14 protein-coding genes and 1 pseudogene are annotated in these 13,071 nt (G+C 61.3%); 9 read left to right on the top strand and 6 right to left on the bottom strand.

Annotated features, from left to right (window positions below; genetic code table 11):
* Positions 1 to 234 precede the first annotated feature (234 nt).
* The 3 genes from D4A92_RS12940 to D4A92_RS12930 all read left to right on the top strand — a co-directional run bounded on the left by D4A92_RS12940 (position 235) and on the right by D4A92_RS12930 (position 1,187).
* Complete coding sequence (locus D4A92_RS12940; protein ID WP_203013759.1) at positions 235 to 507, top strand: hypothetical protein; 273 nt, start codon at positions 235 to 237, stop codon at positions 505 to 507.
* The gene (locus D4A92_RS12935) at positions 504 to 803 is read left to right on the top strand and encodes a type II toxin-antitoxin system RelE/ParE family toxin (RefSeq protein ID WP_203013755.1); all 300 of its coding nucleotides are present in this window, start codon (positions 504 to 506) and stop codon (positions 801 to 803) included. The genes D4A92_RS12940 and D4A92_RS12935 overlap by 4 nt, the downstream gene beginning before the upstream one ends.
* A 78-nt stretch (positions 804 to 881) precedes the next feature.
* Positions 882 to 1,187, top strand: a complete 306-nt coding sequence (locus tag D4A92_RS12930; RefSeq protein ID WP_006727133.1) for a hypothetical protein — start codon at positions 882 to 884, stop codon at positions 1,185 to 1,187.
* An 11-nt stretch (positions 1,188 to 1,198) separates the two neighbouring features.
* Here the strand turns inward: D4A92_RS12930 and D4A92_RS12925 are convergent, their stop codons facing one another.
* Positions 1,199 to 1,894 (bottom strand): proteasome protein, encoded by a 696-nt coding sequence (locus tag D4A92_RS12925; protein WP_203013752.1) that lies wholly within the window; start codon positions 1,892 to 1,894, stop codon positions 1,199 to 1,201.
* A 273-nt stretch (positions 1,895 to 2,167) separates the two neighbouring features.
* Here D4A92_RS12925 and D4A92_RS12920 point away from each other — a divergent pair, with 273 nt between their 5' ends.
* The 3 genes and pseudogenes from D4A92_RS12920 (at position 2,168) to D4A92_RS12915 (ending at position 4,317) form a co-directional block, all read left to right on the top strand.
* Positions 2,168 to 3,193, top strand: a complete 1,026-nt coding sequence (locus D4A92_RS12920; RefSeq protein WP_203013749.1) for a hydroxyacid dehydrogenase — start codon at positions 2,168 to 2,170, stop codon at positions 3,191 to 3,193.
* 28 nt (positions 3,194 to 3,221) lie between these two features.
* Positions 3,222 to 3,305 (top strand): annotated as a pseudogene (locus D4A92_RS25100) (VOC family protein); the annotation flags it as partial.
* 73 nt (positions 3,306 to 3,378) lie between these two features.
* Entirely contained in the window at positions 3,379 to 4,317 is a 939-nt protein-coding gene (locus D4A92_RS12915) for a hypothetical protein (protein ID WP_203013747.1), read from the top strand.
* Between the two features lie 39 nt (positions 4,318 to 4,356).
* On the opposite strand, the gene D4A92_RS12910 is transcribed toward D4A92_RS12915, so the two are convergent.
* Positions 4,357 to 5,358: an NAD(P)H-quinone oxidoreductase gene (locus D4A92_RS12910; RefSeq protein ID WP_203013744.1), complete on the bottom strand. Its 1,002-nt coding sequence runs from the start codon at positions 5,356 to 5,358 to the stop codon at positions 4,357 to 4,359.
* Between the two features lie 224 nt (positions 5,359 to 5,582).
* Here D4A92_RS12910 and D4A92_RS12905 point away from each other — a divergent pair, with 224 nt between their 5' ends.
* Positions 5,583 to 7,295 (top strand): flagellin, encoded by a 1,713-nt coding sequence (locus D4A92_RS12905; protein ID WP_203013741.1) that lies wholly within the window; start codon positions 5,583 to 5,585, stop codon positions 7,293 to 7,295.
* Positions 7,296 to 7,318: 23 nt separating this feature from the next.
* Here D4A92_RS12905 and D4A92_RS12900 read toward each other — a convergent pair whose 3' ends face one another.
* Both D4A92_RS12900 and D4A92_RS12895 read right to left on the bottom strand, forming a co-directional pair.
* The gene (locus D4A92_RS12900) at positions 7,319 to 7,789 is read right to left on the bottom strand and encodes a GNAT family N-acetyltransferase (protein WP_203013740.1); all 471 of its coding nucleotides are present in this window, start codon (positions 7,787 to 7,789) and stop codon (positions 7,319 to 7,321) included.
* Positions 7,790 to 7,866: 77 nt separating this feature from the next.
* Positions 7,867 to 9,669 carry a bifunctional diguanylate cyclase/phosphodiesterase gene (locus D4A92_RS12895; protein WP_246753940.1) on the bottom strand — a complete coding sequence of 601 codons (1,803 nt, stop codon included), beginning with the start codon at positions 9,667 to 9,669 and terminating at the stop codon, positions 7,867 to 7,869.
* 344 nt (positions 9,670 to 10,013) lie between these two features.
* Here D4A92_RS12895 and betI point away from each other — a divergent pair, with 344 nt between their 5' ends.
* Both betI and betB read left to right on the top strand, forming a co-directional pair.
* On the top strand, positions 10,014 to 10,646 hold the full coding sequence (gene betI / locus D4A92_RS12890; protein WP_203013736.1) for a transcriptional regulator BetI: 633 nt from the start codon (positions 10,014 to 10,016) through the stop codon (positions 10,644 to 10,646).
* A gap of 111 nt (positions 10,647 to 10,757) precedes the next feature.
* Positions 10,758 to 12,221 (top strand): betaine-aldehyde dehydrogenase, encoded by a 1,464-nt coding sequence (betB, locus tag D4A92_RS12885; RefSeq protein ID WP_203013734.1) that lies wholly within the window; start codon positions 10,758 to 10,760, stop codon positions 12,219 to 12,221.
* A gap of 226 nt (positions 12,222 to 12,447) precedes the next feature.
* On the opposite strand, the gene D4A92_RS12880 is transcribed toward betB, so the two are convergent.
* Both D4A92_RS12880 and D4A92_RS12875 read right to left on the bottom strand, forming a co-directional pair.
* On the bottom strand, positions 12,448 to 12,798 hold the full coding sequence (locus D4A92_RS12880; protein WP_203013732.1) for a helix-turn-helix domain-containing protein: 351 nt from the start codon (positions 12,796 to 12,798) through the stop codon (positions 12,448 to 12,450).
* 3 nt (positions 12,799 to 12,801) lie between these two features.
* Entirely contained in the window at positions 12,802 to 13,047 is a 246-nt protein-coding gene (locus tag D4A92_RS12875) for a type II toxin-antitoxin system RelE family toxin (protein ID WP_203013730.1), read from the bottom strand.
* Positions 13,048 to 13,071: the final 24 nt, after the last annotated feature.

Below are 13,071 nucleotides of genomic sequence, written 5' to 3'. Positions count from 1 at the left end.
AGAGCCACCCGCGAGGGTGGCTCCCATGAGTTTTAGTCCTTTGTCTGGACCCGGACGGGGAAACCGCCCGAAGGAAGGCTGGATCAGGCCGAGGGCTGCCCCGTCAAAACCGCACCCTTTCCAAAGTCACACACGCAGACCGAAATCTCATTAGACATTGGATCACCTTCCTTTCGTTACGTTGCCGATAGAGATAAGGTAGGTGCGTCGAGTGGATACGGCAAGGCACGAAATATGACGAAGCTCGAAATTATGTTACCGGATGTGGTGACCGTCGCCATCGAGACGCTTTCACGCCAGACAGGCCAGTCGCGCGAAGACATCGTCGCGCGCGCAGTTGAGGCCTATATCGATGGTCGCAATCGCTGGCAGGCGGACATGGATCGCGCCTTGGGCGATGTCGACCGAGACCTCGGCCATGACGGCGACGAGGTGCTGACCTGGATGGAGAGTTGGGGTGACGAAGCGGTTCCGCCGCCTCCACCGTCGTTCGTCGAGCGCTCATGAAGCTCCGGTTCACGCGCGATGCGGTTCGAGACCTTGAAGACTTAAGAGACTGGCTGCGGCCACGCTCTCCGTCTGGGCACAAACATGTGGTAACCACCATTCGAACGACGCTGCGTCGGATCCAAGAGCAGCCGCAGAGCGGACGGCTGACAGAGCGTCCGGATATTCGCGAAGCGGTCGAGCCTCGCTTCGGCTTCATTCTCCCCTACACCGTTCGCGGTGACATTCTCTGGGTGCTGAGGGTCTACAACGCCCGACGGCATCCGATGATCTGGACCGATGACGACGCGATATGATCTGCCGGATGGCAAGCATTGCTGTTGACCGCCCCCTCTCCGGCGGCGACACTCCTGAGCGTAATGGGAGGACATATCATGGACGAATCCATCCGCTGGCGAAACATGCGCACGGCGCCGCGCGACGGCAGCCGCATTCTCGTGACCATCCGCGCATCCGAACAGGGGCCGGGGGCGGTCGATCTCGTCTACTGGTCGAAGGGCGACCGGTTCGGAGCGGAGGGCTGGCGGTCGTCCGATTCGACGCCAGGACTGATCATCGCCTATGCGGAGCCGGAGCTGAAATGCTGGATGCCGCTGCCGGGGGCAAATCTGGATGCCATGGTCCGCCCACCGGCCTGGGAGGGCGAGGACGAGACGGAACTGGATGGCTCCGGGATCTGAGCCTCAGCGGCTCAGTCGAATATCTTGGCGATAGCGGCCTGTTCGGCCTTTTCCCAGCGAGCCACGACTTCGCCGACCTTGTCGATCTCCTCGTCGGTCAGGTGATGGGCGCCGTCCTTGGTGATGCGGCACAAGCTGAACGGCTTGCCGACGCTGGCGGAGGTGAGGTCGAGGGACTGCAGCACGCGCAAGACCGCCGCACAGCCGACTTCAACCGATCGCTTGCCGAGGCGGAAATGCGAGAGCAGAGAGCCCGCCTGCTGGGCCATGGCCGCCCCGCTGCCGATCGCATGGAATCCGATATCGGCATAGTGTCCGATCATGCCCGAGGGGGTGATCTCGATGATCCAAGGCTCGCCGTCACGCCATCCAGCGGCCATCACATAGGCCGAGGGCGTGCCACTGCCTTCCTCGCCGGGCACGTCGGGGATGAAGGTCTCGTAGTGGTGGCGAAGGATCGGCAGGACCTGATTCTGCATGGCACGGCCGATATCCGGCGCCTCGAGGATCGCCGCACTGTTTTCGTTGAAGCTGCGCTGCACGTCTGTCAGCACCGACCTTGCACCGCTGCCGCCCCAGGCAGCGTCGGTGCCGAGGGGATGAAGCTTCTGGGCCGGATATGTCATGCCGCGCCCCTTGTCGGTGATCTGGGAATCCGATCCCATGACCACGCCATCTTCACACACGGTGGCAAGCACGACAGTCATTTGGCAATCCTTTCAATTTCAGCGTCTCCGACACCCCGACTGGCAGCTCGAAGTGGCGGCAATCGGTTGGCGTCCCGGCGTTCAGACAGTGCGAGGGAACATATCATCCGCATCCAATAGACGCCTTTGGCCCTCAAGCCGTTCCATTCAGGCTCCGCTTTTCGCCTCCACCGGCGAAGATATGGCCGGGTATGGCCCGCAAAGACGGCCTGCCATGCGAGAGGGTTTTCGCGCTAAGCTGCAACCAAGCAAAGATTCTCGAGGGAGGAAACATTGAGCCGCGATATCATTCTGGTCGATCCTTTGCCGAGGACACTCGATCTGATCATGGAGCCGTCCGTCCGGGCACGGCTCGAGGCGCTGGGCGAGTTGATCGTGTCGGAGGATCGCCCGATGCCGCCCGAAGAGGTCGAGCGGTACCTTCCCGACACTGTCCTGATCTTCGGCCAGACGGACATGCCGAGAGAACGTCTGGACAGGGCGCCGAGGCTGAAGGCGATCATCAATGTGGAATCGAATTTCCTGCCGAATATCGACTACCAAGCCTGTGTCGAGCGCGGGATCTGGGTGATCACACCAGCCTCGGCCTTTGCCTCGCCGGTGGCGGAGGCAGCCCTTGCCATGGCGCTGGATCTCGCCCGCGGCATCACGGCAGCGGATCGGGATTTTCGCCTGGGCGTCGAGCGCTATGGGCTGGAGGGCAATGCCGAGACGTTCCGCTTCGCTGGAGCACCCGTCGGGATCATCGGCTTCGGCGATCTCGGCCATGCGTTTCGCGACCTCATTCGCCCGTTCAAGAATCGGGTTCGCGTTTTCGACCCGTGGCTTCCGAAGGAGATCATCGAGGGCCAGGATTGCGAGCCGGCGACGCTCGATGAGGTGCTGAGCGAAAGCCAGGTGGTCTTCGTGTTTGCGAGCGTCACCAGCGAGAACGAGGGCTTCATCGGCAGCAGAGAGTTCGCGATGATGAGGCCGGGCGCGGCCTTCCTGCTGATGAGCCGGGCTGCCGTCGTCGATTTTCCGGCGATGATCGAAGCTGCGCAATCCGGCCATATCAAGGTGGCAACGGATGTGTTTCCGGAGGAGCCTGTCGCAGCCGACGATCCCGTGCGCCAGGCATCGGGCATTCTCTTATCTGCCCACAGGACCGGCGGCACGCGGGACGCCTTCTATGCGCTGGGCTCCATGGCCGTTGCCGATGCCGAACTGATCATGAAGGGCCTGCCGCCCCGCCTCTGCCGCCGCGCCGACCCGGCAACGGTGAGCCGGCTGCGGTCGAAGCCGGTGACTGTGTCGTGATGCCCCCACACAATACTGAAGATGAAAGATGTTCAGGCATGTCATGATTGGAAGCAACGATTTGGAGCGCTCAAGATGCTTCTACGACGCCATCTTTGTTGGTCTCGGCGGCTAGCCTGCCGTACCGGCTTGCGAACCCTGCTGAGAGAAGAGAGGGCATTGCCTCATTGTGAAGACAGGACTGGATGGACATTGTGACCAAAAGCGCGGGCGAAGGTGAGGACATTCCTGATGCTTACGAGACTGAGGTGCGAGTTAATAGTTTGGTTTGGATCACTTCCTTACGTGACTCAGAGAAGGGTGTAACAGACCGTATTCTCGAAGACCTCGAACCACATCTGAATAGGCTTGGAATTGGTTTCACTCGTTTCGAGCCGAGGTCCCGAGATGAGCTATATGCATTCCTCGACATGCTTCGCGAAAAGGCGGTAAGTTCGTTCCGCCCGATCATTCACTTAGATATGCACGGTCACGCTCAAGATGGCCTCAAAGTCGCGGCAAGCGGTGAGAACGCACCTTGGCCGCACATGGTGGAGCTTTTTCGCGAAATCAATATAGCCATGAACAACTGTCTTTGCGTGATTTCATTGGCGTGTTTCGGATTTCATATTTTGAAAGATTTGGATTTCAAAAAACCCACGCCATTCTACGCGCTGGTCGGGTCTGATCGGGAAATCGCTGCTGGCGATATCGAAGAACGGGCAATGCGGTTCTACAAGCGGGTATTTGAGGCCCAAGACTTGGCAACGGCCTGCGAAGAGGTGTGGCAGGATTCTCCACGGCTTTGGCTGGCAGAAAAGTACCTGTTCGAAATACTGGTGAATTACGTGCTTCAGACGACAAGGGGTCAGTTCCTCCGCACACGGCGCGAGAGAGCCCTAACTTTTGCGAGAACGCAGGGATTGCCTGCGAGTGAGATGAAAGCTTATCGCCGATGGGTTAGGGAAAACCTTAGGCCGAATGCCCGCCTTATCGATAAGTATGGAAGGCGGTTTTTTATCGACCGCCCCGTCAACTTCACGCTGAAAGAGGTCAAAGACGCGGCCGATTTGTTTGAGAAGAAACTCAAGAGGACAAGACGGAGGCCGGGGCACGAACCATATTTCATGTTCAACAGGCACTAGAATTGCACAAGCGCCTTCGATTGAAGAGACTAGATTTCCTCACCCCAGCTTCAGCACGATCTTGCCGATATGTTCGGAGCTTTCCATCAGCCGGTGGGCCTCGATGACCTCTTCGAAGGGCAGGACGGTGTGGATGACGGGGGCGAGTTCGCCGCGCTCCAGGCGGGGCCAGACTTCCGTCATCAGGTCGTCGCGGATGGCGCGTTTTTCTTCCGGGCTGCGCGGGCGCATGGTCGAGCCTGTCACGGTCAGGCGCTTCATCATGATCGGCGCAAGGCTCGCCTTTTCGACGGTCGAGCCACCGAGGAAGGCGATGATGGAGAGGCAGCCGTCCTTGGCGAGGACCTGCAGGTTGCGGTCGAAATAGGCGGCACCGATCATGTCGAGCACGACATCGACGCCTTTGCCTTGCGTCTCTTCCTTGACGATCTCGACGAAATCCTCGGCCTTGTAGTTGATGGCTCTCACGGCCCCCAGATCCATGCACGCGGCGCATTTTTCAGCCGAGCCAGCGGTGGTGTAGACGGTGGCGCCGAAGGCTTTTGCGAGCTGAATGGCGGTGGTGCCGATGCCTGAGGATCCGCCATGGATGAGCACGGTCTCGCCTTCGGTCAGGCCGGCCATCTGGAAGAGATTGGCCCAGACGGTGAAGAAGGTTTCCGGCAGTGCTGCCGCCTTCACGGCATCGTATCCCTTCGGAAACGGCATGGCCTGGCTTGCCGGCACGGCGCAGTATTCGGCGTATCCGCCGCCGTTTGCCAGCGCACAGATCCGGTCGCCGAGCTGGAAATCGGTGACGCCGGCACCCAGACTGACGATCTCGCCTGCGATCTCCAGGCCGAGAATGGGGCTTGCATCCTTCGGTGGCGGATAGGCGCCCTGGCGCTGGGCGACATCCGGCCGGTTGACGCCCGCCGCCTCGACCCTCACCAGCACTTCGCCCGGCCGCGGGCTCGGCAGCGGCCCCTCGACGAGGTGCATGACCTCCGGGTCGCCATGGGTGGTGAGATCGACATGGCGCATGGTGGCGGGCAGAGACATGGGGGAAACTCCTATGGACAGGACGGACACCTTATACGGGGTGGTGTCCGGACAAATGCGGTAAATCGCCTCGGAAGGACGTCTGATCATTTTTGGTTGCAATGCTCAAAGCATGAAACCTCACAGTCGAAAATTCAGATCTCATTAACCATGGCCGCGCTTAAACAGGCATCACTATTCGGCACATGACGTGCCAGCATCTTCCTTCCCCGAGAGTCTTTTTCATGACCAGTATTCACACGAATCTGGGCGCGATTGCCGCGCTCCAGACGCTGCGGAGCGTTGCCAGCGATCTGACCGATCATCAGCAGAAGGCCGCATCCGGCCTGCGGATTGCCGTTGCCGCAGACAATGCAGCCTACTGGTCGATTTCCACGACGATGCGCTCGGACAATCTGGCGATCTCGGCCGTATCCGATGCGCTCGGCCTGGGGGCGGCCAAGATCGACACGGCCTATGCCGGGACGGCTGCCATCGTCGACATTCTCGGAGAGTTCAAGGCGAGACTGGTCGCGGCCAAGGAGCAAGGCGTCGACCGGGCGAAGGTCCAGGAAGAGTTGACGCAACTGAACGCGCAGGCCGAATCCATCGTCGAATCGGCAAGTTTCAGCGGTGAAAACCTGCTGAAAACGAAGTCGACCTTGCCGCTGCTCGAAGAGGGGCCGATGACGACGAGCGTGGTCTCCTCCTTCGTCCGCGACGCGAACAGCAATGTGCAGGTCAAGACCATGGCGATCGACCTGAAACAATCCAGCATGCTCAATGTCGGCGGCGGTGGCGGGATCCTGCAAAAGCAGGTTCACAGCGTCGGCGACATCGGCGGCTTCCGCGGCACGGGCGTCAACTCCGTCGCGCATCAGGGACATGAGAGCTACAGGTTCACGGGCGGTGTGGAGCTGGCGGCGACAGACTCCATCACCTTCACCCTTACCGTAGACGCCGGCGACTATTCGCCGGGCAGTGCCTATGTTCTGACAATCGACAAGGCAACGATCGATACAGCGCTCGGCACGACCGATGGCAAGATCGCCACCGCGCCGCAGCTTCGTACGGTGCTGGAGAGCATATTTGTCGCAAATGGCGTGCCTGCCACCGCCATGGAGCGTATGTTCACCTCTCTCACCTCAACGACAGAATTCGAAATCGGCTCTCTCGAGACATCAGGGCATGTCGGGTCGAGCATCGCGATCTCGAATGTGATCTCGAACCTCAGCGGCTCCTACCCTGCCGGTTTCGCCCTGGGGCTTGAGAATGCGCCAACTGACAAGCATGACAACATGTATCCCAAGGCATCCATCTCCTTTTCTACGGCGTTCACGGTGTCGCCGCTGGCGGAAGTCTATTTCGACGTGCAGGTCGGCCCCGGGGCGATGACGACCTATACGATCAACCGGGCGGTCGTTGATGCGGCACTCGGCACGGTCGACGGCTATATCGGCAGTGCGGCGGATCTCGCGGCCGTCATCAGCCAGGCCTCGAGCGGCAGCAATCTGATGGCGGTTGCGACGGGCAACTCGATCACCTTCTCCGCCGACCAGACGGTCTATCCCGAGGCCGGCAATCGCGCCGCGCGTGTCTATGTCGGCAACGTCCAGTCCAACCCGCCCTATGCACCGGATTTCGATCTGGCCGAGGTCGACATCACCCAGAACATTAGAACCATCGACCAGTATCTGCGGGGCGTTGATCACATGGAGAAGATGGCGATCAGCAGCGCCAGCCGCCTGGGTTCCTTGCAGACACGCATCGAGCTGCAGGCGGAGTTTGCCGAGAAGCTTTCCGACAGCATCGACAGCGGTGTCGGCCGACTGGTGGATGCCGACATGAACGAGGTCTCGACACGCCTGAAGGCGCTGCAGACCCAGCAGCAGATCGCGGTGCAGTCCCTGTCCATCGCAAACAGCAACAGCGAAAGCCTGATGCAGCTGTTCCGCTAAGGCAAGGCGGCGGAGTGTTTCCGCTAAAGGTCGATCTGCATGAAGGTGGCAATCGGGGTCTGGCGATAGTTACCGAACGGTCCCCGGTCGCGGAAGCCCAAGCTTTCGTAGAGCCGGCGCGCCGCGACATTGCGGATGCCGACCTCGAGCACCACGGAGCGGAGGCCGCGCTCCCGCGCCGCCTGCAGGATTGCGGATAGCAGGCTGCGTCCGACACCCTTCCCGGCATGAACAGGATCGACGATCATGCGTTTGAGTTCGACGACACCGTCCGACAGGTCCATCAGGGCGGCACAGCCGAGCGCCTGACCAAAAGCATCGCGGGCGACGAAGAGCGTGACGCTGGGAAGCGCAAGTCTGGCAGCCGTCAACGACTGGCGGAAGGCGCCGGGATAAAGGCGGGCGGCGACCGCGTCGGACAGATCAAGGAGCCGCTGGATTTCGGGCTGGTCGGCTGGCTCGACGGCGGTCAAAAGCATCTGTCCCTCGGTCACCTGAACGCTTCCTGTTCCCACAGGCGCATCATGATCGATGGGATTGCAGGTTCAAGCGGCAAGGATGGCGACGTTGCTCATTCCCTGCCTGATTGGCCGATCACCACGCCCTCGGCACTTTCCTTCGCGAGCTTCTTCAACTCCGCGATCTCGCCGCTGATGCGGTTGACGTCGTCGATGACGAGGCCGGGTGGCAGTTCCAGGACGCCGATCGAGCAGCGCATCAGGGGGAAATCGCGTTCCAGGCCCTGGCGGTCGAGGCCCCTGATGTGGCCGGTCTGGCGATCGGCATCGGAGTAGAGGTCGATGACGTCGTCATGGAAGTCCGACAGCAGACGATCGAGGATTTCGGTCAGCTCCTCGCGGGACCAGTCGCTGACACCGATGAAGAAATCATCGCCGCCGACATGGCCGAGAAAATCGCCTTCGGAGAAGAAGTAGCGGCGCAGCAGAGCGGCAAAGAGCGAGATGGCGTGGTCGCCCTGGTGGAAGCCGTAGTGGTCGTTGAACGGCTTGAAGTGGTCGAAATCGCAGTAGCAGAAGAAACGGGCGCCGTCGCCATCCAGCGCGGCCGAGCGCATGAAATCGCGGATGGCACGGTTGCCGGGCAGGCCCGTCAGCGGGTTCTGGTCCTGGGCGGTTTTCAGCTGCTTTTCGCTCATGATGCGGATCAGCGAGGCTGCCGAGACGACGCCGGCATAACGCATGTTTTCCGTCAGGATGACGCAGTCGGAGCCTTCCATATTGGCAAACATGGTCATCAGCCGCTCGGCATCGGCATCGAGCCCGACGATCGGTGCGCGGTCAACGAAATGGGAAATGGCGCGCTCGTAGATCTTGTTTTTCAGGAGATCACGGCCGAAGGGCTGGTAGATGAACTCCTTCAGATGCCGCTCGTTGATGATGCCGCGCGGCTCGCCATTGGCATTCAGCACCGGAAAGAAGGATTGGCCCGGATTGCGCCGGAAGAGATCGAAGACGTGGTCAATGTTCTCGTGCTCGTAGACGGTGGGAAGCGTCTCGATCTGCTTGCGGATCAGGATCTCGTCGAGCGACTGCGTCGTGCGGCGAGCCTTGCCGACATCCTGGAGGTGGGGAAAGGCGCTCTTCAACTCAGAGACGATGGTGCTGGGACGGGCGATATACCAGCCCTGGACCAGATCGACGCCGAATTCGCGGCAGGCGAGGAACTCCCCTTCCGTCTCGATGCCTTCGGCAATGACGCGCACGCCGAGCACATGGCAGAAGTTGACGATGTTCTTCACCAGATGGCGCTTGCGCGGATTGCTGTCGAGCCCGGCGATGAAATGGCGGTCAATCTTCACATAGTCGACGGGATAGTCGCAGAGCAGCTTCATTTCGCCATGGCCGACGCCGAAATCATCGATGGCAAGCTTGAAGCCGGAGCGGCGCAGGCGCTCGACGAGGCCGGCAAATTCCGGCACGCGGGTGTTGTCGAAGCGCTCGGAGAGTTCGAAGCAGACGGAAGACGGCGGGACATGCGCCTTGCGCAACTGGTCGAGCAGCGTATCGACCAGCGCATTGCCGTCCGGGATCAGGCGGACGTCGAGATTGAGAAACAGGGTGGCGCCGGCGCAATCCGGCAGGGTCGCAAATTTGGCAAGAGCGCGGCTCGCGACCATCTGTTCAAGAGCCAGAAGCTGGCCGGTCGAGGCCGCCTGATCGAGCAGGTCGAGCGGGCTTTCAAAGCCGATGCGGTCATGGCCGCGCATCAGGCTCTCATGGCCGAAGACAGCCCCTGTGCCGACCTCGACGATCGGCTGGAAGGCGTTTTCGACGACGAGCTTGGCCAGCGTGACGAGCTGGTCAGAGGCAAAACGCCTGAGCGCGCCCAAATCTTCCGCGACCCCCGCACCCATAGACGATACTCCAGTATGCATTTGTTTTTATGGGCGGAAATGTGGCTGAACAATCGTCAACAAAAGCTTTCCCTAGTGTGACAGCTGGATGAAAGTTTCACGCGACACCAACTGCTGAAACGGGCGTTCGCCTGCCCGCATGATGACCGCAAGTCCTTGGAAGTCAGGCGGTCCGGCGTTCCGTTTCCGGTCGCCGAGCAGCCAGATCGCAGCTTCCCCGACCCGCTTTGCGGAACCGCTTTACCGTTAACGGCCGATCCCCACGGCCGGAAATGACGGCACTGCGGATTTTTATTGATTGATCAGTCAATCAAATTTATCATGGGCAGCATAGGAGAAGCCGGATGCCGAAGGTCGGAATGGAGCCAGTGCGCCGAAAGGCGCTTGTTGATGCCGCGTTGAAGACGATCGGCCATCACGGCTCGCTGACGGTCACCATGTCGGAGATCGCCCGCGAGGCGGGTGTTTCTCCGGCGTTAGCGCATCACTATTTCGGCTCGAAAGACCGCCTGCTGATCGAGACGATCCGCTCGCTGCTCAGGCAATTGCGGGCGGATGCGGTCGAGGCGCTCGGCCGGGCGCAGACGCCGCGGGAGCGCATTACGGCGGTGATCCGCATCTCCTTCAATGCCGACCAGTTTGCGCCGGAAGTGGTTGCCGCCTGGCTTGCCTTTTATTCGGAGGCGCAGCGTTCGGAAGAGGTGCGCCGGTTGCTCGCGCTCTATGCGCGGCGGCTGCATTCGAACCTTCTTTCGGGACTGAAGCCCCTGTGTGGCTCCCCTGGAGCAAGCCGGATCGCCGATGGTGCAGCCGCAATGATCGACGGGCTCTATATCCGCCAATCGCTGAAGGCCGCGCCCTTGTCGATTGATGCCTCTGTCGCATTGGTCGAGGATTATGTGACGGGGCAGCTCGCCTCCCACCCTCCCCTTGAGGGGGAGGGTCGGACCAAAGGTCCGGGGTGGGGTGAGCCGTGAGCGCCGCAGACAGAACGAAACGACAGCAGAAGATCACCCCCACCCGCCGCTTCGCGGCGACCTCCCCCTCAAGGGGGAGGTGGAGAGAAACCACCCGTCTGGAGACAGGACATGAAAGCCCAACCGCAAGCCTCCCACTTCATCGACGGGGAATATGTCGAGGATACAGCCGGCACCGTCATCGAGAGCATCTATCCGGCGACCGGCGAGGTGATCGCAAGGCTGCATGCCGCGACCCCTCAGATCATCGAGAAGGCGATCGCGTCGGCCAAGCGGGCGCAGAAGGAATGGGCGTCCTGGAGCCCGGCAGCGCGCGGACGCGTGTTGAAGAAGGCGGCCGAGATCATGCGCGAGCGCAACCGCGAGCTTTCCGAGCTCGAGACGCTCGACACCGGCAAGCCGATCCAGGAGACGATCGTGGCCGACCCGACCTCGGGGGCCGACAGTTTCGAATTCTTCGGCGGCATCATCGCGACTGCCATGAATGGCAGTCAAATCCCGCTGGGTGGCGACTGGGCCTATACCAAGCGCGTGCCGCTCGGCGTGGTCGTCGGCATCGGTGCCTGGAACTATCCGCAGCAGATCGCCTGCTGGAAGGGCGCACCCGCACTCGCTGCCGGCAATGCCATGGTGTTCAAGCCCTCGGAAGTCACCCCGCTCGGCGCCTTGAAGATCGCCGAGATCCTGATCGAGGCCGGCGCGCCGAAGGGCGTCTACAATGTCATCCAGGGGGATCGCGAGACCGGGCCGCTGCTCGTGTCGCATCCTGACGTTGCCAAGGTGTCGCTGACCGGCTCCGTGCCGACGGGCCGCAAGGTGGCAGGCGCTGCCGCATCGCAGCTCAAGCATGTGACGATGGAACTCGGCGGCAAGTCGCCGATCGTCGTCTTTGACGATGCCGATATCGACGGCGCGATCTCGGGCGCCATGCTTGGCAATTTCTATTCGACCGGCCAGGTCTGCTCGAACGGCACGCGCGTCTTCGTGCACAAGGCAATCAAGGAGACGTTTCTTACGCGGCTCAAGGCCCGCACGGAAGCGATCCTGATCGGCGATCCGCAGGACGAGGCAACCCAGATGGGGCCGATGGTCTCGCTCGCGCAGCGCGAGAAGGTGCTCTCCTATATCGACAAGGGCAAGGCGGAGGGCGCGACACTTATCACCGGCGGCGGCATTCCCAACAGCGTCACCGGCGAAGGCTTCTACATCCAGCCGACCGTCTTTGCCGATGTCACCGACGACATGACCATCGCGCGCGAAGAGATCTTCGGGCCTGTGATGTGCGTGCTCGATTTCGAGGACGAGGCGGAGGTGATCGCACGCGCGAACGCCACCGAGTTCGGGCTTTCGGCGGGCGTGTTTACGGCTGATTTCTCCCGCGCGCATCGCGTGGTCGGTCAGTTGGAGGCGGGCACGCTGTGGATCAACACATACAATCTCTGCCCGGTCGAAATCCCCTTCGGCGGGTCCAAGCAGTCCGGCTTTGGCCGCGAGAATTCGGCAACGGCGCTGGAGCATTATTCCGAGCTGAAGACGATTTATGTCGGCATGGGCAAGTGTGAGGCGCCGTATTGAGATGAGCGTGGCCGTCGCGCAAGTTCGCCTCCCTCTGCCCTGCCGGGCATCTCACCCACCCGGAGGGAGAGTGGATGGAGGCTGGGCGGTCGGCTCACTGCAAACGTCGAGCGCTCGGCCGATCGATCACTCGGGAGGTAAAGCGTCGGCGAACACTCTCCCCCCGTGTGGGGGAGATGTCGGCGCAGCCGACAGAGGGGGGTGTGCCCGGAGTGAAGCCTATCCGTCAAACCACGATATCGTCGAGATCGACCTTGAGCGCCGCGGCAATACGCTTCAGCACATCAACCGAGCCGGTCTTCTTGCCGCTCTCGATCTCGGAGAGATAGGGCTGCGAGATGCCGGCAGCGGCGGCGAGGTCGGAGACGGACAGCTTGCGGTAATTGCGGTAGGTGCGGATGCGGCTGTCGGTTTCCCAGAGTTCGTAAACGAGTTCCGCCGGCCAGGTCTCCTCGCCGGCCCGGACACGAGCCAGAATCTTCTCGGCCTCAATGCCATCGATCAGGTCTTCGTACTCGTCCTCGGGGATGAGAACATAGGTCTCGCCGTCGATGACGGTCTTGCGCAGTTCGCCCATGGTTCACTCCTTGTAGATGCCGCCGCGCGGCCCGACTTCGACGACAAGGACCAGCATCCTCTGCTCATCGATGATGACCCGGTCGTCTCCGACGCGAATTCTGAGAAGCGGGCTGCCCTTCAGCTTCTTCAAATCGACCCGCTCGCCTCGTGCGAACGCATCGACTTTCTGGCGGATCGCCTCCCGTCGCCTGGGCTGCATCCGGTCCAACACTTTGCTGGCGGCCCTAGAATACTCCACCTTCTTCATCGGCCCACTATAGCAAATAGCTAT

Origin of the sequence: Rhizobium rosettiformans (genome assembly GCF_016806065.1) — a bacterium.
Lineage (GTDB): Bacteria > Pseudomonadota > Alphaproteobacteria > Rhizobiales > Rhizobiaceae > Allorhizobium.
The sequence above is the reverse complement of the archived record's forward strand: the minus strand, read 5'-3'. Positions and strand labels throughout refer to the sequence as shown.

Coding starts and splice junctions, on each gene's coding strand:
- D4A92_RS12940 (WP_203013759.1), top strand. CDS start 235: ATGACGAAGCTCGAAATTATGTTACCGGATGTGGTGACCGTCGCCATC.
- D4A92_RS12935 (WP_203013755.1), top strand. CDS start 504: ATGAAGCTCCGGTTCACGCGCGATGCGGTTCGAGACCTTGAAGACTTA.
- D4A92_RS12930 (WP_006727133.1), top strand. CDS start 882: ATGGACGAATCCATCCGCTGGCGAAACATGCGCACGGCGCCGCGCGAC.
- D4A92_RS12925 (WP_203013752.1), bottom strand. CDS start 1,894: ATGACTGTCGTGCTTGCCACCGTGTGTGAAGATGGCGTGGTCATGGGA.
- D4A92_RS12915 (WP_203013747.1), top strand. CDS start 3,379: ATGGACATTGTGACCAAAAGCGCGGGCGAAGGTGAGGACATTCCTGAT.
- D4A92_RS12910 (WP_203013744.1), bottom strand. CDS start 5,358: ATGTCTCTGCCCGCCACCATGCGCCATGTCGATCTCACCACCCATGGC.
- D4A92_RS12905 (WP_203013741.1), top strand. CDS start 5,583: ATGACCAGTATTCACACGAATCTGGGCGCGATTGCCGCGCTCCAGACG.
- D4A92_RS12895 (WP_246753940.1), bottom strand. CDS start 9,669: ATGGGTGCGGGGGTCGCGGAAGATTTGGGCGCGCTCAGGCGTTTTGCC.
- betI (WP_203013736.1), top strand. CDS start 10,014: ATGCCGAAGGTCGGAATGGAGCCAGTGCGCCGAAAGGCGCTTGTTGAT.
- betB (WP_203013734.1), top strand. CDS start 10,758: ATGAAAGCCCAACCGCAAGCCTCCCACTTCATCGACGGGGAATATGTC.
- D4A92_RS12880 (WP_203013732.1), bottom strand. CDS start 12,798: ATGGGCGAACTGCGCAAGACCGTCATCGACGGCGAGACCTATGTTCTC.
- D4A92_RS12875 (WP_203013730.1), bottom strand. CDS start 13,047: ATGAAGAAGGTGGAGTATTCTAGGGCCGCCAGCAAAGTGTTGGACCGG.